We start from the raw sequence: 24372 nt of genomic DNA, 5'->3' as shown, positions 1-24372 counted from the left end.
TGTAACCTAGGATCAACCTGAAAAAAACTCATAAGGATGTCTCCCATGAACGCCAATACGCCCGTCCTGCGCGCCAAGGATGCGCCGGACCTCAATAGCTTTGAGTGGGCCGATCCGTTTCGCATGAATGATCAGCTTAGCGAAGAAGAGCGGATGATTGCGGAAAGCGCGCGCACATTTGCCCAGGAAACGTTGCAACCTCGGGTGATTGACGCCTATCGCGAAGAACGGGTCGATCCCGATATTTTCAAGGAAATGGGCGATATGGGCCTTCTGGGCACGACCATCCCCGAGGAATATGGTGGCCTTGGGGCGGGCTATGTCAGCTATGGCCTCGTTGCCCGCGAGATCGAGCGCGTCGATTCCGGCTATCGCAGCATGATGAGCGTGCAATCGAGCCTTGTGATGTATCCGATCTATGCCTACGGCAGCGAAGAACAGCGCCGTAAGTATCTGCCAGGGCTGGCAAAAGGCGAGTTGATCGGTTGTTTCGGTCTGACCGAACCCGATGCCGGTTCTGACCCCGCAGGCATGAAGACCCGCGCTGAAAAGACCGAATCGGGATACCGTATCACCGGCACAAAAATGTGGATTTCCAACAGTCCGATCGCCGATGTCTTTGTTGTCTGGGCGAAATCCGATGCGCATGACGGCAAAATTCGCGGCTTTGTTCTTGAGAAGGGCATGAAGGGTTTGAGCGCGCCGAAAGTGGGCGGCAAACTTAGCCTGCGGGCCTCGGTCACGGGCGAGATCGTGATGCAGGGCGTCGAGGTGTCGGAAGACGCTATTTTGCCGAATGTTCAAGGCCTTAAAGGGCCTTTTGGATGTTTGAACCGGGCCCGCTATGGCATCGCCTGGGGGGTGATGGGCGCGGCAGAGTTCTGTTGGCATGCGTCACGGCAATACGGGCTGGATCGGCGTCAATTCAACCGTCCGCTGGCGCAGACCCAGCTTTTCCAACTCAAGCTCGCCAATATGCAGACCGAAATTACCCTGGGCCTTCAGGCTGCTTTGCGGGTCGGGCGGCTGATGGACGAGGCCAATGCCGCGCCTGAAATGATCTCGATGATCAAGCGCAACAATTGTGGCAAGGCGCTTGAGATTGCCCGCCATGCGCGCGACATGCATGGCGGCAACGGGATTTCCGAGGAATTTCAGGTCATTCGCCATATGGTGAACCTTGAAACCGTGAATACCTACGAGGGCACGCATGATGTTCATGCACTTATCCTTGGACGGGCACAAACGGGGTTGCAGGCGTTTTTCTAAGGCGGCACAGTCGGCGCAAACGTTTGATACAGGGCTTGCATGGATCGCGCAGAAATTGTTCACGAAAACTTCCTGAAACGCGTCAGCGCGGGCGATTTGCCCGCGCTTTCGACGTTGACGGCGAAACAGGCCGGGCTTGATCACGCAGCCCTGTTGACCTTGTTTCGCGCTCAGGTCATCAGCCGACAGCTCGACCGCGTCGCGCGCCAGCTTCAGGCGCAGGGGCAGGGGTTTTACACCATCGGCTCCAGCGGGCACGAAGGCGTCGCGGCGGTAGCACGCGCGCTGCGCCCCAGTGATCCGGCGTTCCTGCATTACCGCGACGGCGCGTTTCAGGTGGCCCGCGCGCAACAGGTGCCGGGGCAGGATCCGCTTTGGGATATGCTGCTGAGCTTTACCGCCTCTGCCGAGGACCCGATCAGCGGCGGGCGGCACAAGGTGCTGGGCAGCAAAGCCTTGAATATTCCGCCACAAACCTCGACCATCGCCAGCCATCTGCCCAAGGCGGTTGGGGCGGCCTATTCCATCGGTCTGATGCGGCGCTCACCGCCGCCCGCGCCGGAATATGCGCCCGATGCGATTGCCTTTTGCAGCTTTGGCGACGCCTCGATGAACCATTCCACCGCGCAGGGTGCGCTGAATTGCGCCGGTTGGACAAGCTGGCAGGGCGCGCCATTGCCTTTGCTTTTTTTATGCGAAGACAATGGCATAGGGATCTCTGTTAAATCACCGGAAGGCTGGGTTTCGGCGGTGCTTCAATCGCGCCCCGGCCTGCGGTATTTCGCCTGCAACGGGCTTGATCCGGTTGAAACATATTCAGTCGCCCGCGAGGCCGCCGATTGGGTACGGCGGATGCGCAAACCGGCGGTTTTGCACATGTCCTGCGTGCGGCTTTACGGGCATGCCGGACCGGATGTCGAGGCGGCCTATCGCCCGATGGCTGAGATCGAGGCCAATGAGGCCCATGATCCGCTGCTCTATTCTGCGGCGCGTTTGATTCGCGAAAAAGCCGCGAATCGTTCTGAAATTCTCGATATTTATCAGTCTGTTTTCGAGGAAACCTCATCCATGGCCAAAGAGGCGGTCAAGCGCCCCAAGCTGACAACTGCCGCCGATGTCATGGCCTCGATCATCCCGCCATCTCGCAAGGCCACCCGCGCCAACGGCCCCGACCCGGCGGCGCGCGCGGCCTGTTTCGGCGCGTCGGACATGCGCGCGCTTGGAACGCCGCAGCCGATGAACAAGCTGATCAATCTTGGCCTGACCGACCTTATGCTGGAGTATCCCGAGATCGTCATGGCAGGCGAGGATATCGGCCGCAAGGGCGGGGTTTACGGCATCACCAAGGGCCTGCAATCGCGCTTTGGCGCGCATCGGATGATCGACAGCCTGCTGGATGAGCAAAGCATTCTTGGCCTGTCGTTGGGCTTGGCACAGAACGGTTATATTCCAATGCCGGAAATTCAGTTTCTGGCCTATCTGCACAATGCCGAGGATCAAATTCGCGGCGAGGCGGCGACGCTTTCGTTCTTTTCCAACGGGCAATTCAGCAACCCGATGGTGCTTAGGGTCGCTGGCCTTGGCTATCAGAAGGGCTTTGGTGGGCATTTTCACAACGATAATTCCCTGGCCGTTCTGCGTGACATACCGGGCATCATTATAGGTTGCCCGTCAAATGGTTATGATGCGATCCTCATGTACAGAGAAGCCGTCAGACTGGCCCGCGAGGAGGGCCGCGTCGTGGTCATGGTCGAACCGATCGCGCTTTACCCGATGCGCGATCTGCACGCGGCGGGGGATGGCGGCTGGATGCGGCGCTATCCCGAGGCGCAGGCAAGCGCGCCCTTGGGGCAGGTGGGCGTCACCGGCACGGGCAATGATCTGGCAATCGTGACCTATGGCAATGGCTGTTACCTGAGCCATCAGGCCCTGGCAGAGCTGGGCGATGGGGTGCGGGTGGTTGACCTGCGCTGGCTTGCGCCGCTGGCCGAAGAGGCGCTTCTCAAGGCGGTTGAGGGCTGTGAACGCATCCTGATTGTCGATGAATGCCGCCGCACCGGCGGGCAGGCCGAGGCGCTTGCCGCGTTCTTTGCCGAACGCCTTGATGTGCCGGTGGCTCGCGAGGTGGCCAAAGACAGCTTTATCGCCACCGGCCCTGCCTATGGCGTCACGATGCCGTCAAAGGCCTCGATCATCGCCGCCGCAGAGCGGATCTTGCGCGGATGAGCGGGCTTGGCAATCTTTGGCAAGAGAGTGCCGCAGAAACCTTTCAGGCGCCCGGATTTCAAGGCGAACTTGGCGTCGATCTCGTGATTGTCGGCGGCGGTTTTACCGGGCTCTCGGCCGCGCTTGCCGCCGCAGGGCAGGGCGCCGAAGTGGCGGTGCTTGAGGCCAACACCGTGGGTCATGGCGGGTCGGGGCGCAATGTGGGGCTGGTCAATGCCGGGTTATGGCTGGCGCCCGACGATGTGTGCCGCGCCTTGGGCGAGGCGGCGGGCGAGCACCTTAATACCGTGTTGGGCGGCGCGCCGGATGTGGTGTTTGACCTGATCGCGCGCCATGCCATTGACTGCGAGGCGACGCGCGCGGGCACCTTGCATCTGGCGCATGCCCCAAAGGGCGAGGGTCAGCTCAAGGCGCGCCTGGCGCAGATGCAGGCGCGCGGCGCGCCGGTGCGCTATCTTACGGCGGATGAGGTCGCGAGACGCACCGCAAGCACGGCCTTCGGTGGCGCGCTTCTTGATGCGCGCGCCGGCACGATCCAGCCGCTTTCCTATGCGCGCGGCCTTGCCCGCGCCGCTATGGCACAGGGCGCGCGGATTTACGAGAACAGCCCCGTCACCGGCGCCGCGCGGCACGGCGGTCAATGGGTTGTGACAAGCCGGTCGGGCAAGATCCGGGCGCGCCACCTTTTGGTGGCGACCAATGCCTATCACCAACCGCTGGCGCATATGGCGATACCTTCTGTGCCGGTGGTGCAGTTTTTCCAGCTGGCGACCACACCGCTTGGCGCGAACCTTGCCGGCGATATTCTGGCGGGGGGCGAAGGGGCCTGGGATACCGGGCTGATCATGTCCTCGATCCGCAGGGACAAGGCCGGTCGTGTGATCATCGGCGGCATGGGAAGCGAGGCCGCGACCCACGCCAACTGGGCCGAACGCAAGCTCGCAAAGCTGTTTCCCCGGCTTGCCGGCTCCGAAATCGAGCACGCCTGGAGCGGCAAAATCGCCATGACCGAGGATCACTTGCCACGCATTTTGCGGCTTGGGCGCGACGGGCTAGCGGTGTTTGGCTATTCCGGGCGGGGCATCGGGCCGGGGACGGTGTATGGCCGCGCGGCGGCTCTGGCCTTGCTCAATGACGACGAAAGCGGGCTGCCGGTGCCGGGCGTGGATGCCTATGCCGAAAGGTTCTGCACCCTGAAAACGCTATTCTATGAAACCGGCGCGCGACTTGTGCATCTGGGGGCGGCGCGCAGCTAGCCATCGGCGCACAATCACTGTGTGTTGACTTGTTTCCCATTGCGCTGACGCAAGACAGCTATATGTGCTGCCTCCAGACCAGATATCGGAGCAGGACATGGCCGTTCAGGATACAGGCGCAAGTTTCACCTCAGGCAGCCTTATGCGGCATGTCTCTGTCATGTCGTTCACCTCAAGCATCGGGCTGATGGCGATTTTCGCGGTCGATCTGCTGGATATCGTGTTCATCTCGATGCTGGGGCGCGACGAATTGGCGGCGGCAGCGGGCTATGCCAGCACGATCATGTTCTTTTTCAGCGCGGTGAATATCGGTCTGTCGATCGCGGCAGGCGCTCTTGTGGGGCGGTCCATGGGCGCGGACAAGCCGCTTGATGCGCGCGAATATGCCACGAGCGTGGCGGTGGTTTCGGTTCTTGTGGGGATTGCCCTTCCGGCCCTGGCCTTGCCCAACATCGCGGCCCTGCTGGCCCTTATTGGGGCGACCGGGCAGGTGGCAGAGCTTGCGACCGGCTATCTCTGGATCATACTGCCCACGACCCTGGTCTCGGGGCTGTCGATGGTCGCGGTGGCGGTTTTGCGCGCCTATGGTGATGCGCGCGGTGCGATGTATCCGGCGCTTTTGGGGGGCGGGGTCAATGCGGTGCTGGACCCGCTCTTGATCTTTACGCTTGGCATGGGCCTTAATGGGGCGGCCCTGGCCACGGTGGCGGCTAGGATCGCGACAATGGCGATGGCCATGGGGATTGCGGTGTTACGCTACAGGGCCTTTGCCGTGCCGCGCCCGCAATGCGTGGCACGCGATTTCCGCGAGGCCGTCGGCATCGCCTTGCCGGCGGTGCTTGGCACCGTCGCCACGCCCGTGGGCACGGCGATTGTCACCCGGGAAATGGCAAAATACGGCCATGACGCAGTCGCGGGTCTGGCGGTGATCAACCGGATGGTGCCGGTGGTGTTTTCGGTGGTTCTTGCGCTGTCGGGCGCGATCGGGCCGATCTTTGGCCAGAATTTCGGGGCCGGGCGTCTGGACCGGGTGCAGCAGACGTTTTTTGACGGGCTGAAATTCCTGGCAATCTATGTCCTGGTGATGTCGGCACTTTTGTTTTTATTGCGCGCGCCGATTGCCGGGCTTTTCGATGCCACCGGTACGATGCGCTCGCTGCTTTATCTCTATTGCGGTCCGCTGGCGCTTGCGTCGTTCTTCAACGGGGCGATTTTCGTCTCGAACGCCTCGTTCAACAACCTTGGGCATCCGGGCTATTCAACCGGCGTGAACTGGGGGCGCCAGACCCTTGGCACCATGCCCTTTGTTCTGGCCTTCGGCGCGATCTGGGGCGCGCATGGCGTTTTGATCGGTCAGGCCGTCGGCGGCGCGGTTTTCGCCGGGGTTGCGATCTGGCTTGGTCTCAGGGTGATCCAGGCGCCCTGCCGTGATCCGCTTCGGGGGCAATACACATGCCCGGACATGCGGATGCAGGTGATGTCGAACCGCTCTTTCAGGTAAGCGGATCTGTAACGGTTCGATGTGACCGCTGTGGCTTTTGCGACCTTGTTTCGAGTATTTTTGGAAAAGTGAAAGGATCAGGACGCCTTGGATTTGGCGCCGCTTTCGCCGTTCTTGGTCTGACCGGGATAGACAAGGCCGGCCGAAATCACCAGTTTCGCCGCATCCTCGATGCTCATGTCGAGTTCGATCACATCCTCGCGCGGAAAGAACAGTAGGAAACCGGAGGTCGGGTTTGGCGTTGTCGGCACGAAGACACTGACCAGATTGCTGCCGGTCTGGGCCTTTTGGTTGATCTCGCCCTTGGCCTCGATCGAAATAAAGCCGACCGCCCAGATATCCTTGCGCGGATATTGAATGAGGCAGGCCTTCTCGAAGCTGCTTTCGGATTGGGCAAACACGGTTTCGGCGATCTGTTTGACGCCAGAATAGATCGAGCGGACCACCGGCATCCGGTTCACCAGCGATTCGGCAAAGTGGATCAGCGAGCGCCCGATCAGCCCCTTGGCAATCCAGCCGACAATCACGGTAAAGATCAGGAAGATGACCACGCCCACGCCGCGCAGGTTGATACCGATGTATTCTTCGGGCTTGTAGCCATGCGGGATAAGCGGCAAGACAAAGCCGTCGACCCAGCCCACCACAGACCACATCAACCAGAGCGTCAGGCCGACCGGCGCGATCACCACCAGGCCGGTCAGGAAGCTGGCGCGCAACCCGGCAAAGCGGCGCGGTTTCTTGGCAGGGACTTGCAGTTCGTCAAAGGGGGTGGTCATCGGGTATCCAAATGCTGAGCCTTGCAGGTATCTAAGGGCAATGGCGCCCTGCGACAATGGCCCAATGCGCGCGCTGCCACGCGCGCGTGTGAAAAACCCGGGGCAGGGGTTGCGGCGGCGCGCAACGGGCGCTATACGCGCGGCATTGTAATCCGCAGGTAGGGGCGGGCCAATGGGGGAGACATCCCTGTTTGTCCACCGGTTGAAGCACCCCGCTTCTCATCCCGTACCGAGGCGAAAACCGGAAAAGGAAACGACCATGGCTCTTCCCGAGTTCACCATGCGTCAGCTGCTTGAAGCTGGCGTTCACTTTGGCCACCAAACGCAACGCTGGAACCCCCGTATGGGCGAGTTCATCTATGGTGCGCGCAATGGCATCCACATCATGGACCTCACACAAACCGTTCCCATGCTGGACGCGGCGCTGAATGTGATCCGTGAAACCGTTGCCAAGAACGGCCGCATCCTGTTTGTCGGCACCAAGCGCCAGGCCGCAACGCCGATCGCCGAAGCCGCAGACAAATGCGCACAGTATTACATGAACCACCGCTGGCTTGGTGGCACGCTGACCAACTGGCAGACCGTGTCGAAATCAATCCAGCGCCTGAAGCACATCGACGAAGCCCTTGAAGGCGGCGCCGAGGGTCTCACCAAGAAAGAACGTCTTGGCATGGAACGTGACCAGGGCAAGCTTCAGGCCTCGCTTGGCGGGATCCGTGAAATGGGCGGCGTGCCGGACCTTCTGTTCGTCATCGACGTGAAAAAAGAAGCCCTTGCCGTGGCCGAAGCCAACAAGCTTGGCATCCCGGTTGTGGCTATTGTCGATACCAACTGTTCGCCCGACGGCATCGACTATATCATTCCCGGCAACGACGACGCGGCCCGCGCCATTGCGCTTTATTGCGATCTGGTAAGCCGCGCGGCACTTGACGGCATGACCGCCCAGATGGGCGCCGCCGGTGTTGATCTTGGTGCGATGGAAGAGGCCCCGATGGAAGAGGTGCTCGCCGAGGCCGCACCTGCCGAGACCGCCGCCGCCGAGAGCTAAGCGACGTCGCAACATTGACATGGGGGCAGGGGACGATCCCGCCCCCAATCCCTGACTGATTTGAGGAGAGCCGAGATGGCGATCACTGCTGCAATGGTAAAAGAACTGCGCGATTCGACGGGCGCAGGTATGATGGACGCGAAAAAGGCGCTGACCGAAACCGATGGCGACATGGAAGCCGCGGTTGACTGGCTGCGCACCAAGGGCCTTGCGAAAGCAGCCAAGAAATCGGGCCGCACCGCGGCCGAAGGTCTGGTTGCGGTTCAGGTCGACGGCGGCCGCGGGGTTGCTGTTGAAGTGAACTCGGAAACCGACTTTGTCGCAAAAAATGCCGACTTCCAGAAGATGGTTGCCGGGATCGCCACGGCGGCCCTTGGGGCGGCAGATCTTGAGGCGCTTCTGGCGACCGACATGGGCGGCAAGAACGTTGCCGACACCGTGAACGCCAAGATCGCCACCATCGGCGAGAACATGTCGGTGCGCCGCGTGAGCGCGATCGAGGGCGACACGGTTGTGTCCTATGTCCACAATGCCGCCACTGACGGCATGGGCAAGATTGGCGTTCTGGTCGCTCTGAAAGGCGACGCGGGCTTTGGCCGTCAGGTTGCGATGCATATCGCCGCCACCAACCCCGCCGCGCTGGACGAAGCCTCGCTTGACCCGGCGGTTGTCGAAAAGGAAAAGCAGGTTCAGATCGAGATCGCCCGCGAATCCGGCAAGCCCGAGGCCGTGATCGAAAAGATGATCGTCGGTCGCATGGCCAAGTTCATGTCCGAAGTCACCCTTATGGGCCAGGGCTTCGTGATGAACCCCGACCTTACCGTCGAGGCAGCCGCCAAAGAAGCCGGTGCCGAGATCACCGGGTTCATTCGCCTTGAAGTTGGTGAAGGCATCGAGAAAAAAGAAGAAGATTTCGCTGCGGAAGTGGCCAAGGTCGCCCAAGGCTAAGGCCCGCGACCCAAGGAAATATCAAAGGGCGTCTTCTCGCGGAGGCGCCCTTTTCCGTTATATGTCGATGGACCGAAAAAGCGGTGCCACCTGTGATGGCGACACCGCTTTTATGACCGGTCGTCTATTGGGGATGAAACGACGGTCAAGGTGCGTCGACCGCCAACCCTGAAAAATAAGGGCTGACGGCCGACATCCGGTAAGACCGGAAGGACGGCTTTTCCCATAATAAAAGGTAGAACCACCCCAATGCTCCCGGGCTATAAAGCCACCACTCACGGAACTTGATCATAATGCTATTTTCCGTAAAGTCATGAAAGTATGGAATTCCATACCCAATTATAACCTGTTGTTATCGAACAAGTTATTTTTCAAGAATAAATATCTGATTCTGAAATGCGGCTTTTAACACCGCCTGCGCCGTGGTTTCGACATTCAGCGCCGCGCGCGCCAGCCGCAAATGCTTTTCGACGGTGGCCGGTGTGAGGCCGATCAAAAGAGCGATGTCCTGAACGGTCTTGCCATCGCCGACCCAACCCAGCACTTCACGTTGCCGAGCGGTCAATCCACGGCCCGGCGCAGCATAGGGCAGGGACAGGATGCGCAGATGCGTCAGGTTGTTCAGCGCCAGAATAATTTCGCCGTCCCGGTCCCACATCTCATCGACGTCGCGCTGGCTCAAGCCGCGACGCGCGGTCAGAGCAATCGCGCCTTTGGTGCGAGGCGACAGAGATTTGAAGCTGATCGAATAGCCCGCAGAGATATTCTGCGTCCGGTTGAAATCGTAAACCTTTTGTTCCTCCGGGGACATCGTACCGCTGGCCGTCATTTCCTTAAGTCGAGACCATGAACAGGCACCATCATTTTCAAGCGCCCAACGTACCATCGGCGCATGAAAGTAGAGACCCTCACCAATGAAAACATCAGTATAGTCGTTGCTGTGATTTGTCAGAATCACAAAATCATCAGGATTGCCCAAGGATGTCGCCGTGCGATAGCGCGTATAGCCGTAGATCAATCTGTCGAAACCATAGTCGGCCATATACTGAGTATGGAGGTTCCATAACTCTTCGATGCTTGAGGAATTCAGCAGCGAATTGACCTTTTTGGCTTCGATCATCCGCTGCTCTCCAGATGACCAAGCATAGCCTCAAGCGCCAGAGCATAGCCCCTGGCGCCAAAACCGCAAATCACACCCACGGCAACGGCCGAGATGAACGATTTATGACGGAATTCTTCGCGGGCATGCACGTTGGACAGATGCAGCTCAATCATCGGCACGTCAACCGAACTTATCGCGTCGCGCAGCGCGACCGAGGTATGGGTATAGGCGCCGGCATTCAGGATGATGCCATCAAAGCGCCCGCGCGCACCATGGATCTCATCGACTAAAGCGCCTTCGTGGTTGCTTTGGCCAAAGCCAAGCTCGATCCCAAGCGCCTTTGCCTTGTTGCGGCACATGGCCTCGATATCGGCAAGGGTGGTGTGGCCGTAGACATCCGGTTGGCGCGTGCCAAGAAGGTTGAGGTTCGGGCCGTTCAGGATCAGAATTGCAGTCATGTCAGTGCTCCTAGACATCTGTCATAAACTGCTAATCGTTGACCTGTCGAGACCCGCCAGGCGCTGAAATCGCTTACATTTTGCGGTGTGACTTGCATGCTCAACACACTACATCGCGTGATATCAATTTTCATCAAGCCGACCGTAAAAGGATAACATGAAGTATGGTCGCTAGATGTCCGTAAATAAATGTAAATACTTAAAATATTCGGATACTTCCCTGCCTTGCTTGGCAGTGTATTAACATAATACTGATTATGCGTTTTTCCTCTGTAGCCGGGCACATTCTAAACTGGGTTGCGACAAATCCCCTATCTTGCTGAAAAGAAAGCAGATGAAATCACAGAACCGGCTGAGGTGAACCGAATATCGGAACTTGCACTTCACCGTGAGGTCACCCCCTCAGACCCGATGCTTTGCGCCATCACCTCAATCATCTGATCTATGTCGGCGGCGGTGCAGATATATGGCGGGCTGATCGCAAGTGTGTTGTTGATAATGCGAAACAGAACGCCCCGATTCTCGACCGCTTCACCGACGCGGCGGGCACGGTCCGGGTCGGGTGCGCCATCCCGCGTGAATTCTATCCCGGCCACCAATCCGATACAGCGCACATCGCCCACTCCATCCATGTAGACGAGAGACTCCAACACGGTCGCAAGATGGCCTCCCAACTTGCGCACATGTTGCGGAAGGTTCATTTCGTCATAAATCGAGAGCGTCTCAATGGCGGTGTGAACTTCAGCCGATCGGCAAAGGCCGGGATGATGACACGACCCTTACCCCAACCTTTGCCTTGAGCGCGAGCGCGTCGCGTTCATTTGAATGTACGCGACACGCCCTAACGTATTGATTTCGCGTGTTCGCGAAGTTTTAAAGCGCGGTCCAGCCGCCATCGACACTGATCGTGGTGCCGGTGATTTGCGCCGCCGCATCCGAGCACAGGAAAAGCGCCGTGCCGCCAAGCTGTTCCACCGTGGCAAATTCTTTCGAGGGCTGGCGTTCCAGCATCACCTTCTTGATCACCTCATCGCGGTCCATGTCGTATTTTTTCATGGTGTCGGGGATTTGCGCCTCGACCAGCGGCGTCAGAACATAGCCCGGACAGATCGCATTGGCGGTGATCGGCTCTTGCGCGGTTTCAAGCGCCACAACCTTGGTCATGCCGACGACGCCGTGCTTGGCGGCGACATAGGCCGATTTATACGGGCTCGCCGTCAAACCATGGGCGCTTGCGATGTTGATCACCCTGCCCCAGCCCGCGGCGCGCATCTTGGGCAGCGCAGCGGCGGTGGTGTGAAAGGCCGAAGTCATGTTGATGGCGATGATCGCGTTCCACTTTTCGGTGGGAAATTCGTCAATCGGCGCGACATGCTGAATGCCGGCGTTGTTGATCAGGATATCGCAGGTGCCGGCTTGTTCGATCAGATTGCGGCATTGCTCGGCGTCCGACATATCCGCCTTTATATAGCGCGCGGTAACGCCGTGCTCTTTGGCGATCTCTGCCGCAAGGGCGTGATCCTCGTCCGAATCGGTAAAGGAATTGAGAACGACGTTCACGCCCGCGCGTGCGAGCTCTTGGGCGATGCCCAAACCGATGCCGGAATTCGATCCGGTGATGACTGCTGTTTTACCTTTGACGCTCATGGAGATTCTCCCAATGCATGTTGCAGGCGCAGCGTAAACGCTGCAGATGCGAATTGCACGAGGCTTGACAGTCACGTCCCTGAGAGGCGGAAATCCGGGGCAAGCTCTGGCCAAAAAAAAACGCCCGCGCGAAGCGGGCGTCAAGTTATTGAGGCAGGTTTCATACAGGCAAGAAACCTATCGAGCAGTAAGACCTTTATAAGCAATCCGACGCCGCAGTCCAAGCTAAAAGTTTGATAATGCATGAATCCGCCTCTAGGGTCCGGGCCAGCGAAACAAGGACTATCGGGGATTGTCGCCAAAATGAGATCAGATATTTTCCGCTTTGTCCGGGCAGGATTGCTTGTTTGCGGGCTGGGCCTGGTGGCCACACCGGGCGCGGCGGCGCCCGCCCATGGCATAGCTATGTATGGCGATCCCGCCCTACCACCTGATTTTGTGTCCCTCCCCTACGCCAACCCCGACGCGCCCAAGGGCGGTGAGGCGGTGACCGGTAATGTCGGCGGCTTTGATTCGCTCAATCCGTTCATCCTGCGCGGCTCCGCGCCCTGGCAGTTGGCAAGCCTCACCCACGAGAGCCTGATGGGGCGATCCATGGACGAGCCGTTCACGCTTTACGGTCTTTTGGCCGAATCGGTCGAGACCGGACCGAATCGCGATTGGGTCGAATTCACCCTGCGCGAGGGGGCGACATTCTCTGACGGAACGCCAGTCACGGTCGAGGATGTGATCTGGTCCTACCGCGAACTTGGCAGTAACGGGCACCCGCGCTATCGCGGATTCTGGCAAAAGGTCGGCGAGATCGCCCAGACCGGCCCGCGCAGCCTGCGCCTGACCTTCAACGAGGACGACCGCGAGCTTGCGCTTCTGGCCGGGTTGCGCCCGATCCTGCAAAAGGCGCAATGGCAGGGGCGCGACATAAGCGAGGCGGGAATCGAGGATATCCCGCTCGGCACCGGCCCCTATGTGGTTGAAAGTTACGAGATTGACCGCTCTGTCGTCTTGCGTCGCAATCCCGCTTATTGGGGCAAGGATCTGGCGTTGCGGCGCGGCACCAACAACTTTGACGAGATCCGGATCGAGTTTTACGGCGACGACACTGTCCTTAAAGAGGCGTTCAAAGCCGGGCTGATCAGCTATGTGCGTGAGTTCAACGCCGAGGCCTGGGCCAATCAGTATGATTTTCCCGCCGTTCAGCGCGGTGAGATCGTCAAATCAGAGATACCCCATCAAAAGCCCTCGGGCATGACCGGTTTCGTGATGAACACCCGGCGCGCGCCGCTGGATGACTGGCGGGTGCGCGAGGCGCTGATCACCGCGTTCAACTTTGAATATATCAACGACACCCTGACCGGCGGGCGTCAGCCGCGCATCACCTCGTATTTCTCGAATTCTGAACTGGCGATGGATCACGGCCCCGCGACGGGCCGGGTGCGTGACCTGCTTGAGCCGTTCAAGGCAACGCTCTTGCCCGGTGCGCTTGCGGGCTATGACCTGCCCATCGGCGATGGCACCGCGCGCAACCGCAAGAATATCCGCCGCGCCATGGCGCTCTTGAAAGAGGCCGGCTGGCGGGTGCAGGACGGTCGTCTTGTGAATGCGCAAGGTCAGCCGCTTGAATTGACGGTTCTGCTGCAACAGGACGGCTTGATCGGTCAGGCGACGGCGATGATGGATATCTATGCCCGCGCGCTTGAACGGCTTGGCATTACCCTGACCACCCAGATGACCGACAAGGCGCAATACGCCGAGCGCGAGGCACAATATGACTTTGATCTCACGCTCATGCGCCGCTCGCTGTCGCTCAGCCCCGGCAATGAACAGATGTTCTATTGGGGATCGCAAGGCGTCAACCAACCCGGAAGCCGCAATCTGATGGGCTTGGTATCGCCCGCCGCCGAGGCGATGATCACCCATATGCTTCAGGCCAGGGACCGCGATGAATTCGTCGCCGCGACCCGCGCGCTTGACCGGGTGCTGACCACCGGGCGCTATGTGATCCCGATCCATCAATATAGTGTCGGGCGTATTGCCCATAAGTCACAGTTGAAATACCCAAAGGACCATCTGCCGATCTACGGGGATGGAATTGGCTTTCTTCCCGAGGTATGGTGGTACGAGGCAGACTAAGAAAACAGGCAACAAACTATAGGCAGGAGCTATGCGAAAACTGATTGCATTCGCCCTTATCGCCCTGATGGCCGGCTGTGCCACGGTGGATGGCGTGGGTCGTGACATATCCGGTGCAGCGCGCGGCGTTCAAAGCTGGTTCTGAGGATACAGCAGTTTTGCACGCCTTATTCTCTTTCGTCACCTCGGGCCTCTGGGGGCCGGGGTGCTTTGTTGCGCCTGCCATATCCGCCTGACGGCGGTGCGGCGACGCGCTTTCCCCTTGACCCTCACGCCCATCCTGTCAAAACCCAGCCATGAGCACCGCAATTCTGACCATTGATCTTGATGCCATTGTCGCCAACTGGCGCGCATTGGATGCCATGACCGCGGGTGAAACCGCGGCCGTGGTCAAGGCCGATGCCTATGGGCTTGGCCTTTCCCGCGTCGCCCGCGCCCTCGCGCGCGCCGGTGCGCGTACCTTTTTTGTCGCCGTCGCCGAAGAAGGCGCCGCGCTGCGCGAGGCGCTTGGTCCGGGGCCGACAATCAACGTGTTTTCCGGGCATATGCGCGGTGACGCCGATATGATCGGCGACATGGATCTTGTGCCGATGATCAATTCGCTCGATCAGCTTATCCGCCATGTCGAGGCCCTGCCCGGTCACCCGTTTGGCATTCAGCTTGACAGCGGCATGAACCGCCTCGGTATGGAGCCCGCCGAATGGTCCGCCGTGCGCCAGATCGCAATGGCGCAAAAGCCGCAACTGATCATGAGCCATCTTGCCTGCGCCGATGAGCGCGATCATACGATGAACCCGCAACAACTCGCGACCTTCCGCGAGATGACTGATGATATCGACGTGCCGCGCAGCCTTGCCAATACCGGCGCGATCCTGCTTGACGAGGCCTATCACTTTGATCTCGCCCGTCCGGGGATCGGCGTCTATGGCGGGCGCCCCTTCGTCGATGCGCGCCCGGTGGTCACGCTTGATGTGCCGGTGATCCAGTGCCGCGATCTGAGTGCCGGGGAAACCGTCGGTTATGGCAATAGCTTTAGCGCCACCCGAGACACGCGGATCGCAACGATTTCAGGCGGCTACGCCGATGGCATCCTGCGCGCGATGGGCCCCAAGACCATGCTCTGGGCCGAGGATACCCCCTGCCCCATTGCCGGGCGCATTTCCATGGACCTGATTGGCGTCGATATCACCGATCTGGGGTATGATCCGAAAACGCTTGAACTTCTGGGGCGGCATCAGTCTATTGATACGCTGGCCGACAACGCCGACACCATCGGTTATGAAATTCTGACATCTTTGGGGGCGCGCTATATGCGGCGATATCTGGGCGGATGACGGTGGCCATGTCATTCTTGGCCGCGATCGGGCGGTATGTGCTGGGCACATTGGCGGCGATCGGGCGGATCGGGCTTTTTGCTGCCCGCACCATAAGCCACCTTGCGCGCCCGCCGTTTTACTGGCGCGAATTTGGCCATGCTCTTGTTCAGATCGGCTGGCTGTCGCTGCCGGTCGTGGGCATGACCGCCGTCTTCACCGGCGGCGCGCTTGCGCTTCAGATCTACGCGGGCGGTGCGCGCTTTAACGCCGAAACCGTGGTGCCCTCGATTGTCGCCATCGGCCTTACCCGTGAACTTGGCCCGGTGCTTGGCGGCCTGATGGTGGCGGCGCGCGTCGCCTCTAGCATTGCCGCCGAGATCGGCACCATGAAGGTGACCGAACAGATCGACGCGCTCACCACCCTGTCGACCAATCCGATGAAATACCTCACCCTGCCCCGAGTTTTGGCCGCCACGCTTGCGGTGCCGCTTCTGGTCGCAGTGGGCGACTCTCTCGGGATCATGGGCGGGTTTCTGGTCGGTGTCGGGCGGCTTGATTTCGGCGCGGCGACCTATCTGCACAACACGATTGATTTCCTCGAACAATGGGATGTCATCTCTGGCATGATCAAAGGCGCGGCGTTCGGCTTTATCGTGGCGCTGATGGGGTGCTATTACGGGATGAATTCGAGCCGCGGCGCACAGGGTGTCGGCAGCGCGACCAAGGCCGCCGTGGTGGCCGCAAGCGTGCTTATCCTTGCGTCCAACTACCTTCTGACAGAGTTGTTTTTCTCGGCATGATAGAGCTCACCGACGTTCATAAAGCCTTTGGCAACAATCACGTGCTTCGCGGCGTGAACCTGACCGTTGAATCGGGCACCTCGATGGTCATCATCGGCGGGTCTGGCACCGGGAAATCTGTTGCGCTGAAAAGCATTCTTGGCCTTGTTACGCCCGATAGCGGCAAGATCACCCTTGATGGCAAGGACGTCACCACCGGCGACCGCGACGCGTTTCTGGCGCGCTTTGGCATGCTGTTTCAGGGGGGTGCTCTGTTTGATTCACTTCCCGTCTGGCAGAATGTCGCCTTTCGCCTGTTGCGCGGCTCGCTGGCCCGACCCCGGGAAGAGGCCCGCGAGGTCGCGATAGAAAAGCTGCGCCGCGTCGGGCTCAAGCCGGATGTGGCGGATAAATTCCCGGCCGAACTGTCGGGCGGCATGCAAAAGCGCGTCGGCCTTGCCCGGGCCATCGCCGCCGAGCCCGAGATCATCTTTTTCGACGAGCCGACCACCGGCCTTGATCCGATTATGGCGGGCGTTATCAATGACCTGATCCGCGAGATCGTGGTCGAGATGGGCGCCACTGCGATGACCATCACCCATGACATGACAAGCGTGCGCGCGATTGCCGACAATATCGCGATGCTGCATGACGGGGTGATCAAATGGACCGGCCCGGTGGCCGACATGGACAATTCCGGCGATCCCTACCTCGATCAGTTCATTCATGGCCGCGCCGAGGGGCCGATCGAGGCGGTCCGGTGAAACCTCGGCAAGCGGCCAATTGGGCGCTCAGACTTGCCAATCTTTCGCTGCTTATCCTATTCCCTATCGCCTGGTTCGCGCCGCTTATCCGTGCTGGCATTCTGCCGTTCTTCGCCCTTGACGAGATTAGCGTCATCACCGGGTTGCAAAGTCTCTGGCAGGCGGATGTTTTCCTTGCGCTGCTGGTCACGGTCTTTGCCCTCTTCGCGCCCTATCTCAAGACCATCGGCCTTGCCCTGATCCATTTTAATCTGTTGGAAAGACGGGTCTTGCCGGTGCTTCAGGTGCTGGGCAAGCTGGCGATGGCGGATGTTTTTCTGGTTGCGCTTTATATCATCCTGTCGCGCGGTGCCGGGCTAGGCCGGGTCGAGACGGCCTGGGGGCTTTACCTGTTCAGCTTTTGTGTAATTGCCTCGGTTGTCATCGGCTGGCTGACTGGAAAATACGGCGAAAACCGCAGAATTGTTGAGAAACCGGAAACAAAAAACGTGCGGTAACGCCCGGATTTCCAAGACTTTACCGGTAGTTGATCAAATTAATCCTTTGCGTTTCCGACAATAAGCGTAAACTTGCCTATATTAAGGAAATGATCTTTCAGGGGGGAAGTCATGGCCGGACATTTGAAATCTGTCGCGCTGCTGACCCAATATTTACTACATCGGCTTGCCGTTATTGTCTTTGTTTTGTCTGCGCTCGGATTGAGCGCGATCACGATTGCCAGCTTTTTCGGCCTCTTGCCATGGCTTGAATTCAACGTGAGCTTTGGTGGCGTAACATATGAAAACGCAGGACAAATTGCTCAAATAGGCCTGACCGCTTTGGCCGTTCTTCTGTGTTTTTACCTGCCTGCGAATGGGCGCATCATGGCACTGGAAAACTCGCATCGCCGGTTTTCGCTCGGCATGCAGGACGTGGCGCGCGCCTATGCCGCCGCCCATGCCGCCGACAGAACCGGCGTTTTTCAGCTTTCGTCAGAATTTGACGCGGTGCGCGAACGCCTTGCCTACCTGCGCGATCATCCCGATCTTGGCGGGCTTGAGCCGGATCTTCTTGAGGTCGCGGCGCAGATGTCACACATCAGCCGCGAGCTTTCCGACGTCTATTCCGACGAAAAGGTGGCCCGCGCCCGCGCCTTCCTGACCCAACGCCAGCAAGAGATCGAGGCCTTCAATGCCCGGCTTGATCAGGCCAAGCAGATCAGCCGCGAACTTAAACACTGGGCGCATGAGGTCGATCTTGAGGAAAGCGTCGCCAGTAGCCAACTGACGCGCCTGCGCGACGATCTGCGCGATGTGCTGCCCGAGCTTGGGCTGGAAGAGATGATCCGCCAGGATGGCCGGGTGATCGACCTGACCCAAAAGGCGGCGGAATAGGCCAGAGCCCGCTTTCGGGTTTGACCGGACGCGCCAGTTGGGGCATCACCCGGGCATGGCGAAATCCAATTCCTTTTCCTGCACGTCCTGTGGTGCGACGCACTCGCGCTGGTCGGGGCGCTGTGATGCCTGTGGCGAGTGGAACACGATCGTTGAAGAGGCGCCGCTGTCCACCGGGCCCAAGGGCAAATCGCTTGGCGGCAAGCGCGGCTCGTTCCTGACGCTGACCGACCTTTCGACCGAGGAAACCCCGCCGCCGCGCACCCTCTCGGGCATTGGCGAGCTGGACCGTGTTCTGGGCGGTGGGCTTGTGCCGTCAAGCGCGGTTCTGGTCGGCGGCGATCCCGGCATCGGCAAATCGACGCTTTTGCTTCAGGCGGCGGCGCGCTTTGCCGCCGCGGGCCTCAAGACGTTTTACATCTCGGGCGAAGAGGCAAGCGCACAGGTTCGCATGCGCGCGCAACGCCTTGGGCTTGGCGAGGCACCGGTCAAGCTGGCGGCGGCGACATCTTTGCGCGATATCCTGACCACGCTTGAGGCCGAGCGCCCCGATCTGGTGATCATCGATTCGATCCAGACCGTGTGGTCCGACACCGTCGAGGCCGCCCCCGGCAGCGTCAGCCAGGTGCGCGCCGCCGCGCATGAACTGACCAGCTTTGCCAAGCGCTCCAACACAAGCGTCATTCTTGTCGGTCATGTCACCAAGGACGGCCAGATCGCCGGCCCGCGCGTGGTCGAGCACATGGTCGATTGCGTGCTTTATTTCGAAGGCGAACGTGGGCACCAATTCCGCATTCTGCGCTCTGTCAAGAACCGCTTTGGCCCCGCCGACGAAATCGGCGTGTTTGAAATGACCGGCGCGGGGCTTGCCGAGGTCTCCAACCCTTCTGCGCTTTTCCTGTCGGGGCGCGGTACGCCAAGTCCCGGTTCGGTGGTGTTCTCCGGTATCGAGGGCACCCGCCCCCTGTTGGTGGAAATGCAGGCGCTGGTCGCGCCGACCCCGCATTCGCAACCGCGCCGCGCGGTCGTGGGGTGGGATGGCGCGCGCCTTGCGATGATCCTCGCGGTGCTTGAGGCGCGCTGTGGCATTCCGTTTGCCGGGCTTGATGTTTACCTCAACGTGGCCGGCGGCCTCAAGATAAGCGAGCCGGCCGCCGATCTGGCGGTTGCCGCCGCGCTGCTGAGTGCGCGCGAAGATACCGCCCTGCCCGCCGATACGGTGGTTTTCGGCGAAATAAGCCTGTCTGGCGCGCTCAGACCGGTGGGACAGACCGAAAACAGGTTGAAAGAAGCGCAAAAACTTGGTTTCACAGCCGCAATTACCCCGTCTGGTGGAAAACCGGGTGGTGACAGCGGGCTCAAACTCACGCATATGGGCGATCTGACCGCGTTTGTCGGTGACATTTTCGGCGCAGGCTAGGCGCCCAGAGGGACAGGAAGAGACGAATGGAAGGTTTCACCATCATTGATGGCGTCGTGGCGCTGTTTATCGTTTTATCGGCGCTCTTGGCCTATTCGCGTGGCTTTGTGCGCGAGGCCCTGGCGATTGCCGGCTGGGTCGTGGCGGGCATTCTGGCGTTTCTGTTTGCCCCACAGCTTGAACCGCTGGTCAAAGAGGTGCCGGTTGTGGGCGATTTCATCGCCGACAGTTGCGAGCTGAGCATGATCGCCGCCTTTGCGGTGGTCTTTGCCATCGGTCTGATCGTCGCTTCGCTGATCACGCCGCTGTTTTCATCGCTGGTCCAGCGCTCCGCGCTTGGCGGGATTGATCAGGGTCTTGGCTTTGTCTTTGGCGTGGCGCGCGGTGTGCTTTTGGTCGCGATTGCCTATTTCGTTTATGAAACGGTGATCACCTCGCAATCCATCGACATCATCGACGATAGCCGCTCGGCGCGGGTGTTCGCCAAGCTGACCGGCTCTGTCGAGGACGGCAATCCCGAACAGGCGCTTGGCTGGATCACCCGGCAATATGAAGAGCTTGTAGGCGCCTGCGACACGCCGCAATAGACCCCGCAATGCCGCAAAGCCCGCTTCTTGCATTGATCTTTATGGCGGTGGCCGGTGTGGCCATCGCGCTTCAGGCGCCGATCAACTCGGCGCTTGGGCGCAGCATCGAAAGTTCTTTGGCGGCGGCGACGATCTCCTTTGGGGTCGGCTTTGTCGCGCTTCTGGTGCTTGTGGCGCTTGGCGGCGAGGCGGGGGCGATCGCGCGCGTTGCCACCCTGCCTAAATGGCTGCTGCTGGGGGGCGCACTTGGGGCGGTTTACGTCTGGGCCGCGCTCTGGAGCGTGCCGATCCTTGGGGTTCTGACCACAATCACGGTTTTGATCCTCGGCCAGATGGTGGCGGCGCTGGTGCTTGATTACATCGGCGCCTTTGGCCTTGTGGCGCGCGATCTGTCGCTGACCCGCATCCTCGCGGCGCTTTTGGTGGCGGGCGGGGTGATCCTGTCGCGCTATTGACAGGGCCAAACGCCACGTCGCCCCCGATATTTTGTGATAGTTTCGTGACACGGCGCGCCCAAGGGCGTAAGAGAGGCCCCAAGCGAAATGACCGGATTTGGAGTTGCACCGCTTTGTCCAGACAAATGCCCCCCGCGCACCCTTTTGATGATGACAAGCTGAAGGAGGAATGCGGAGTTTACGGCGTCATCGGCGTGACCGATGCCGCGAACTTTGTCGCCCTTGGCCTGCACGCCCTGCAACATCGCGGACAAGAGGCCGGCGGCATCGTCAGCCACGACGCCGAGCAGGGCTTTAACAGCGTGCGCCGCTTTGGCTATGTGCGCGACAATTTCACCCGACATAGCCTGATGGAAACGCTGCCGGGGCCGCTGGCCATCGGGCATGTGCGCTATTCCACCGCCGGCAGTAAAGGTGCTGCGATCCGCGACGTTCAGCCCTTCTTTGGCGAGTTTTCGATGGGCGGCGCGGCGATTGCCCATAACGGCAATATCACCAATGCCAATGCCCTGCGCAAAGAGCTGGTCGAGCGTGGCTCGATTTTTCAATCAAGCTCGGACAGTGAATGCATCATCCACCTGATGGCGCGCTCGCTTCAGCGCAATATCCCCGAGCGGATGGAAGACGCCCTGCGCCGGGTCGAAGGCGCGTTCTCGATCGTTGCCATGACCGGCAGTGAGCTTATCGGTGTGCGCGACCCGCTTGGGGTCCGCCCTCTGGTGCTTGGTCAGGTTGCCGATGGCTGGGTGCTCAGTTCGGAAACCTGCGCGCTTGATATCATCGGCGCGACCTATGTGCGCGAGATCGAGCCCGGCGAGATGGTGGTGATCTCGGAAAAGCATGGCGTCGAGAGCCATTACCCGTTCCGCCGCGTGCCCGCGCGCTTTTGCATTTTCGAGCATGTCTATTTCTCGCGCCCCGATTCGATCATCGGCGGGCGCTCTGTCTATGAAACCCGCCACCAGATCGGTGTCGAGCTGGCGCGCGAAGCCCCGGTTGACGCTGACCTTGTCTGCCCGGTGCCCGATAGCGGCACCCCGGCGGCGATCGGGTTTAGCCACGAATCGGGGATCCCCTACGCCATGGGCATCATCCGCAATCAGTATATGGGCCGCACCTTCATCGAGCCGACCGAGCAGATCCGCAACATGGGGGTGCGCCTCAAGCTCAACGTGAACCGCGCCCTGATCAAGGGCAAACGGGTCATTCTGGTGGATGACAGCGTCGTGCGCGGCACAACCAGCCGCAAGATCAAGGAAATGATCCTCGATGCCGGCGCGAAAGAGGTGCATTTCCGTATTGCCAGCCCGCCGACCGCCTGGCCGTGTTTTTACGGTGTGGATACCCCGCAGCGCGAAAAGCTGTTGGCGGCGACCATGACCGAGGATGAAATGCGCGACCATCTTCAGGTCGACAGCCTCAAGTTCATCTCGCTCAACGGGCTTTACCGCGCCGTCGGCGAGGCCGAGGGCCGCAATTCCAATTGCCCGCAATATTGCGATGCCTGCTTCTCGGGGGAATACCCGGTGGCGCCAAGCGATATGATCGAACAGGGGTTTGAGCTGAAAGCCGCCGAATAACACCCCGATTGTGGGCCTTTTGGCGGGCCTCGGCGCCAAAAACCGCGAGGGAATGCTGCAATGCGGCATCTTTCCGCTGGTGCGCGAGGAGCGCCCCTTTGCATTTCCCCTGACCTCGACTAGATGCCCGGCTCACGATTCAACGCCAGAGGCACAAATGTCAGAGACCACCCAAACCTCGGAGGCCACGCTGGCCGCCGCCACCACGCAAGATGCGCTGCCCGATGCACGGCTGTCCTTGCTTGGCACCCTGCTGGGCCCCGATATGTCGCATGCGCTTATGCGGATCGGAAAATCCACGGTTGCGCGGGTGACGGTCGGCGATGTCATCGACGGCGCAACCGTGGCCGCGATTGGCGAGGGCGTGGTCATGCTGGCGCGGGCCGGTCGCACCGAACGCCTCAGCCTGCCGACGATTTAAGCCCAAGCGGTTTGGACATCGCGAAATTCTCAAGGGTTACCCCGGCGCGCTGAACGCTCTGCGCCTTGTCCACCTGCCAGCCCTGACGCTGAAAGAACCGGCGCGCGAGGTGGCTTGCCTCGGTGCTCAGGCGCGGCAGGGACGCGGCGCAGGCATGGGTCTCGACCTCCTCATAAAGGGCCTGCGCCACGCCCTGCCCCATGACTGCAGGCGCGACAAAGGCGAAATCCATGTGTCCGTTGGGCGCAAGGGTCATGAAGCCGATCACCTGATCATCCACAGGCGTTACAGCAACCCAAACCCCCAACCCGCTTAGCCGCGCGGCCATCGCATCGGCATCGACAAGGGCCGCCGCCCAGGCCGCGCGCTGAGCGGTGTCATAAAACCGCGCCGCCCCTTTGGTGATGGCCGCCTGAAACACCCGCAGCACGGCGGGCGCATCGGCTTGGTCATAGGCCCGGACACGGATATTCGGCGCAGGTCTGGCGGTTGTCTGGTCATCCTCGCCCATGGGCGCAGTCCCTTTCCGGCGGTGCCATACCGCCCGACTTTTTCGCGGTATCTGCAATAAAGTCAACGAAGCCTCTTGATTTATACCCCGTCTGGTGGGATTTGCCCCACTATGAGCGAAAACACACCCCCCCCTATCGCCCTTGTGACCGGCGCCTCGCGCGGTCTTGGGGCGGCCATGGCCGAGGCCCTGGCGAAAACCCATCATGTGGTCGCGGTGGCGCGCACCACCGGCGCATTGGAAGAGCTGGATGACCGCATTCAGGCCGCTGGCGGACAGGCGACGCTGGCGCCGATGGATATCACCAACAAGGATGCCATGGCCCAGCTGTGCCGCTCGATTCACGATCGCTGGGGCGAGGTTGCGATCTGGGTACATGCGGCGGTGCATGCCGCGCCGCTGATGCCTGCGGCCCAGCTTGTCGAGGGCGACTGGACCAAATCGCTCACCTGCAACGTAAGCGCGACGGGCATTCTCATTCCCTTTATCGCGCCGCTTCTGGGTGAGGCCGGTCAGGCGGTGTTTTTTGACGACACCCACGCGGGTGAGAAATTCTTCGGGGCTTATGGCGCCACAAAGGCCGCACAGATTGCCCTTGCCCGAAGCTGGCAGGCCGAGACCGCGCGCACCGGTCCGAAGGTGCATGTGCTCAACCCCGCGCCGATGGCCACCGCCACCCGCGCCCGGTTTTTCCCCGGCGAGGACCGCGCCGCGCTCGCCGCGCCGAAGGATGAGGCAAAGCGCCTTCTGGCCCTGCTCGCCTGAAGCGGGGGCCAGTGCCCGCTTGCCGCTGGGGCGGCGCGAG

At 60.5% G+C, this 24372-nt stretch carries 25 protein-coding genes; 19 read left to right on the top strand and 6 right to left on the bottom strand.

Annotated features, from left to right (window positions below; translation table 11 throughout):
• The first annotated feature begins 45 nt into the window (after positions 1–45).
• From BMZ91_RS01265 to BMZ91_RS01250, 4 genes are all read left to right on the top strand, one after another.
• Positions 46–1269 (top strand): acyl-CoA dehydrogenase, encoded by a 1224-nt coding sequence (locus BMZ91_RS01265; RefSeq protein WP_092833466.1) that lies wholly within the window; start codon positions 46–48, stop codon positions 1267–1269.
• A gap of 39 nt (positions 1270–1308) precedes the next feature.
• A complete protein-coding gene (locus BMZ91_RS01260; RefSeq protein WP_092833464.1) occupies positions 1309–3495 on the top strand; it encodes a dehydrogenase E1 component subunit alpha/beta in 2187 nt (728 codons plus the stop codon).
• Positions 3492–4751: an NAD(P)/FAD-dependent oxidoreductase gene (locus tag BMZ91_RS01255; RefSeq protein WP_092833462.1), complete on the top strand. Its 1260-nt coding sequence runs from the start codon at positions 3492–3494 to the stop codon at positions 4749–4751. The genes BMZ91_RS01260 and BMZ91_RS01255 overlap by 4 nt, the downstream gene beginning before the upstream one ends.
• A gap of 97 nt (positions 4752–4848) precedes the next feature.
• On the top strand, positions 4849–6252 hold the full coding sequence (locus BMZ91_RS01250) for an MATE family efflux transporter (RefSeq protein WP_092833460.1): 1404 nt from the start codon (positions 4849–4851) through the stop codon (positions 6250–6252).
• Between the two features lie 77 nt (positions 6253–6329).
• Here the strand turns inward: BMZ91_RS01250 and BMZ91_RS01245 are convergent, their stop codons facing one another.
• Entirely contained in the window at positions 6330–7028 is a 699-nt protein-coding gene (locus tag BMZ91_RS01245; RefSeq protein WP_092833458.1) for a DUF502 domain-containing protein, read from the bottom strand.
• A 259-nt stretch (positions 7029–7287) separates the two neighbouring features.
• Here BMZ91_RS01245 and rpsB point away from each other — a divergent pair, with 259 nt between their 5' ends.
• Positions 7288–8076: a 30S ribosomal protein S2 gene (gene rpsB / locus BMZ91_RS01240; protein ID WP_092833456.1), complete on the top strand. Its 789-nt coding sequence runs from the start codon at positions 7288–7290 to the stop codon at positions 8074–8076.
• A 75-nt stretch (positions 8077–8151) separates the two neighbouring features.
• A complete protein-coding gene (gene tsf, locus BMZ91_RS01235) occupies positions 8152–9024 on the top strand; it encodes a translation elongation factor Ts (protein ID WP_092833454.1) in 873 nt (290 codons plus the stop codon).
• Positions 9025–9388: 364 nt separating this feature from the next.
• Here tsf and BMZ91_RS01230 read toward each other — a convergent pair whose 3' ends face one another.
• From BMZ91_RS01230 to BMZ91_RS01215, 4 genes are all read right to left on the bottom strand, one after another.
• Positions 9389–10144, bottom strand: a complete 756-nt coding sequence (locus tag BMZ91_RS01230; protein WP_092833452.1) for a LuxR family transcriptional regulator — start codon at positions 10142–10144, stop codon at positions 9389–9391.
• Positions 10141–10584, bottom strand: coding sequence for a type II 3-dehydroquinate dehydratase (aroQ, locus tag BMZ91_RS01225; RefSeq protein ID WP_092833450.1), 444 nt, complete (start codon positions 10582–10584; stop codon positions 10141–10143). The genes BMZ91_RS01230 and aroQ overlap by 4 nt, the downstream gene beginning before the upstream one ends.
• A gap of 383 nt (positions 10585–10967) precedes the next feature.
• Positions 10968–11312: an aminotransferase class III-fold pyridoxal phosphate-dependent enzyme gene (locus BMZ91_RS01220; RefSeq protein WP_281243314.1), complete on the bottom strand. Its 345-nt coding sequence runs from the start codon at positions 11310–11312 to the stop codon at positions 10968–10970.
• A 145-nt stretch (positions 11313–11457) separates the two neighbouring features.
• A complete protein-coding gene (locus BMZ91_RS01215; protein ID WP_092833446.1) occupies positions 11458–12231 on the bottom strand; it encodes a 3-hydroxybutyrate dehydrogenase in 774 nt (257 codons plus the stop codon).
• Positions 12232–12534: 303 nt separating this feature from the next.
• Between BMZ91_RS01215 and BMZ91_RS01210 the strand changes: the two genes are divergently transcribed.
• From BMZ91_RS01210 to BMZ91_RS01155, 12 genes are all read left to right on the top strand, one after another.
• A complete protein-coding gene (locus BMZ91_RS01210; RefSeq protein WP_092833444.1) occupies positions 12535–14361 on the top strand; it encodes an extracellular solute-binding protein in 1827 nt (608 codons plus the stop codon).
• A gap of 31 nt (positions 14362–14392) precedes the next feature.
• Positions 14393–14506 (top strand): entericidin EcnA/B family protein, encoded by a 114-nt coding sequence (locus tag BMZ91_RS01205; protein ID WP_092833442.1) that lies wholly within the window; start codon positions 14393–14395, stop codon positions 14504–14506.
• Between the two features lie 151 nt (positions 14507–14657).
• Complete coding sequence (gene alr, locus BMZ91_RS01200) at positions 14658–15695, top strand: alanine racemase (RefSeq protein WP_092833440.1); 1038 nt, start codon at positions 14658–14660, stop codon at positions 15693–15695.
• Positions 15696–15703: 8 nt separating this feature from the next.
• Complete coding sequence (locus tag BMZ91_RS01195) at positions 15704–16477, top strand: MlaE family ABC transporter permease (RefSeq protein WP_425441521.1); 774 nt, start codon at positions 15704–15706, stop codon at positions 16475–16477.
• Entirely contained in the window at positions 16474–17220 is a 747-nt protein-coding gene (locus BMZ91_RS01190; protein WP_092833436.1) for an ABC transporter ATP-binding protein, read from the top strand. The genes BMZ91_RS01195 and BMZ91_RS01190 overlap by 4 nt, the downstream gene beginning before the upstream one ends.
• Positions 17217–17717 (top strand): paraquat-inducible protein A, encoded by a 501-nt coding sequence (locus BMZ91_RS01185; RefSeq protein ID WP_245736172.1) that lies wholly within the window; start codon positions 17217–17219, stop codon positions 17715–17717. The genes BMZ91_RS01190 and BMZ91_RS01185 overlap by 4 nt, the downstream gene beginning before the upstream one ends.
• A 111-nt stretch (positions 17718–17828) precedes the next feature.
• The gene (locus tag BMZ91_RS01180; protein ID WP_177193754.1) at positions 17829–18593 is read left to right on the top strand and encodes a DNA repair protein; all 765 of its coding nucleotides are present in this window, start codon (positions 17829–17831) and stop codon (positions 18591–18593) included.
• Positions 18594–18648: 55 nt separating this feature from the next.
• Positions 18649–20013 (top strand): DNA repair protein RadA, encoded by a 1365-nt coding sequence (radA, locus tag BMZ91_RS01175; protein WP_092833432.1) that lies wholly within the window; start codon positions 18649–18651, stop codon positions 20011–20013.
• A gap of 26 nt (positions 20014–20039) precedes the next feature.
• Positions 20040–20600: a CvpA family protein gene (locus tag BMZ91_RS01170; RefSeq protein WP_092833430.1), complete on the top strand. Its 561-nt coding sequence runs from the start codon at positions 20040–20042 to the stop codon at positions 20598–20600.
• 8 nt (positions 20601–20608) lie between these two features.
• Complete coding sequence (locus tag BMZ91_RS01165; RefSeq protein ID WP_092833428.1) at positions 20609–21055, top strand: DMT family transporter; 447 nt, start codon at positions 20609–20611, stop codon at positions 21053–21055.
• Positions 21056–21180: 125 nt separating this feature from the next.
• Entirely contained in the window at positions 21181–22635 is a 1455-nt protein-coding gene (gene purF / locus BMZ91_RS01160) for an amidophosphoribosyltransferase (protein WP_092833426.1), read from the top strand.
• A 157-nt stretch (positions 22636–22792) separates the two neighbouring features.
• Entirely contained in the window at positions 22793–23056 is a 264-nt protein-coding gene (locus tag BMZ91_RS01155; RefSeq protein WP_092833640.1) for a type II secretion system protein N, read from the top strand.
• On the opposite strand, the gene BMZ91_RS01150 is transcribed toward BMZ91_RS01155, so the two are convergent.
• Positions 23037–23567, bottom strand: coding sequence for a GNAT family N-acetyltransferase (locus BMZ91_RS01150; RefSeq protein ID WP_177193753.1), 531 nt, complete (start codon positions 23565–23567; stop codon positions 23037–23039). The genes BMZ91_RS01155 and BMZ91_RS01150 overlap by 20 nt on opposite strands.
• A gap of 111 nt (positions 23568–23678) precedes the next feature.
• Between BMZ91_RS01150 and BMZ91_RS01145 the strand changes: the two genes are divergently transcribed.
• Positions 23679–24332 (top strand): SDR family NAD(P)-dependent oxidoreductase, encoded by a 654-nt coding sequence (locus tag BMZ91_RS01145; RefSeq protein WP_092833424.1) that lies wholly within the window; start codon positions 23679–23681, stop codon positions 24330–24332.
• Positions 24333–24372: the final 40 nt, after the last annotated feature.

It is taken from the genome of Roseovarius lutimaris, from assembly GCF_900115165.1.
Classification (GTDB): Bacteria; Pseudomonadota; Alphaproteobacteria; order Rhodobacterales; family Rhodobacteraceae; genus Roseovarius; species Roseovarius lutimaris.
Note: the sequence above shows the minus strand (reverse complement) of the source record. Positions and strands in the feature narration are given on the sequence as shown.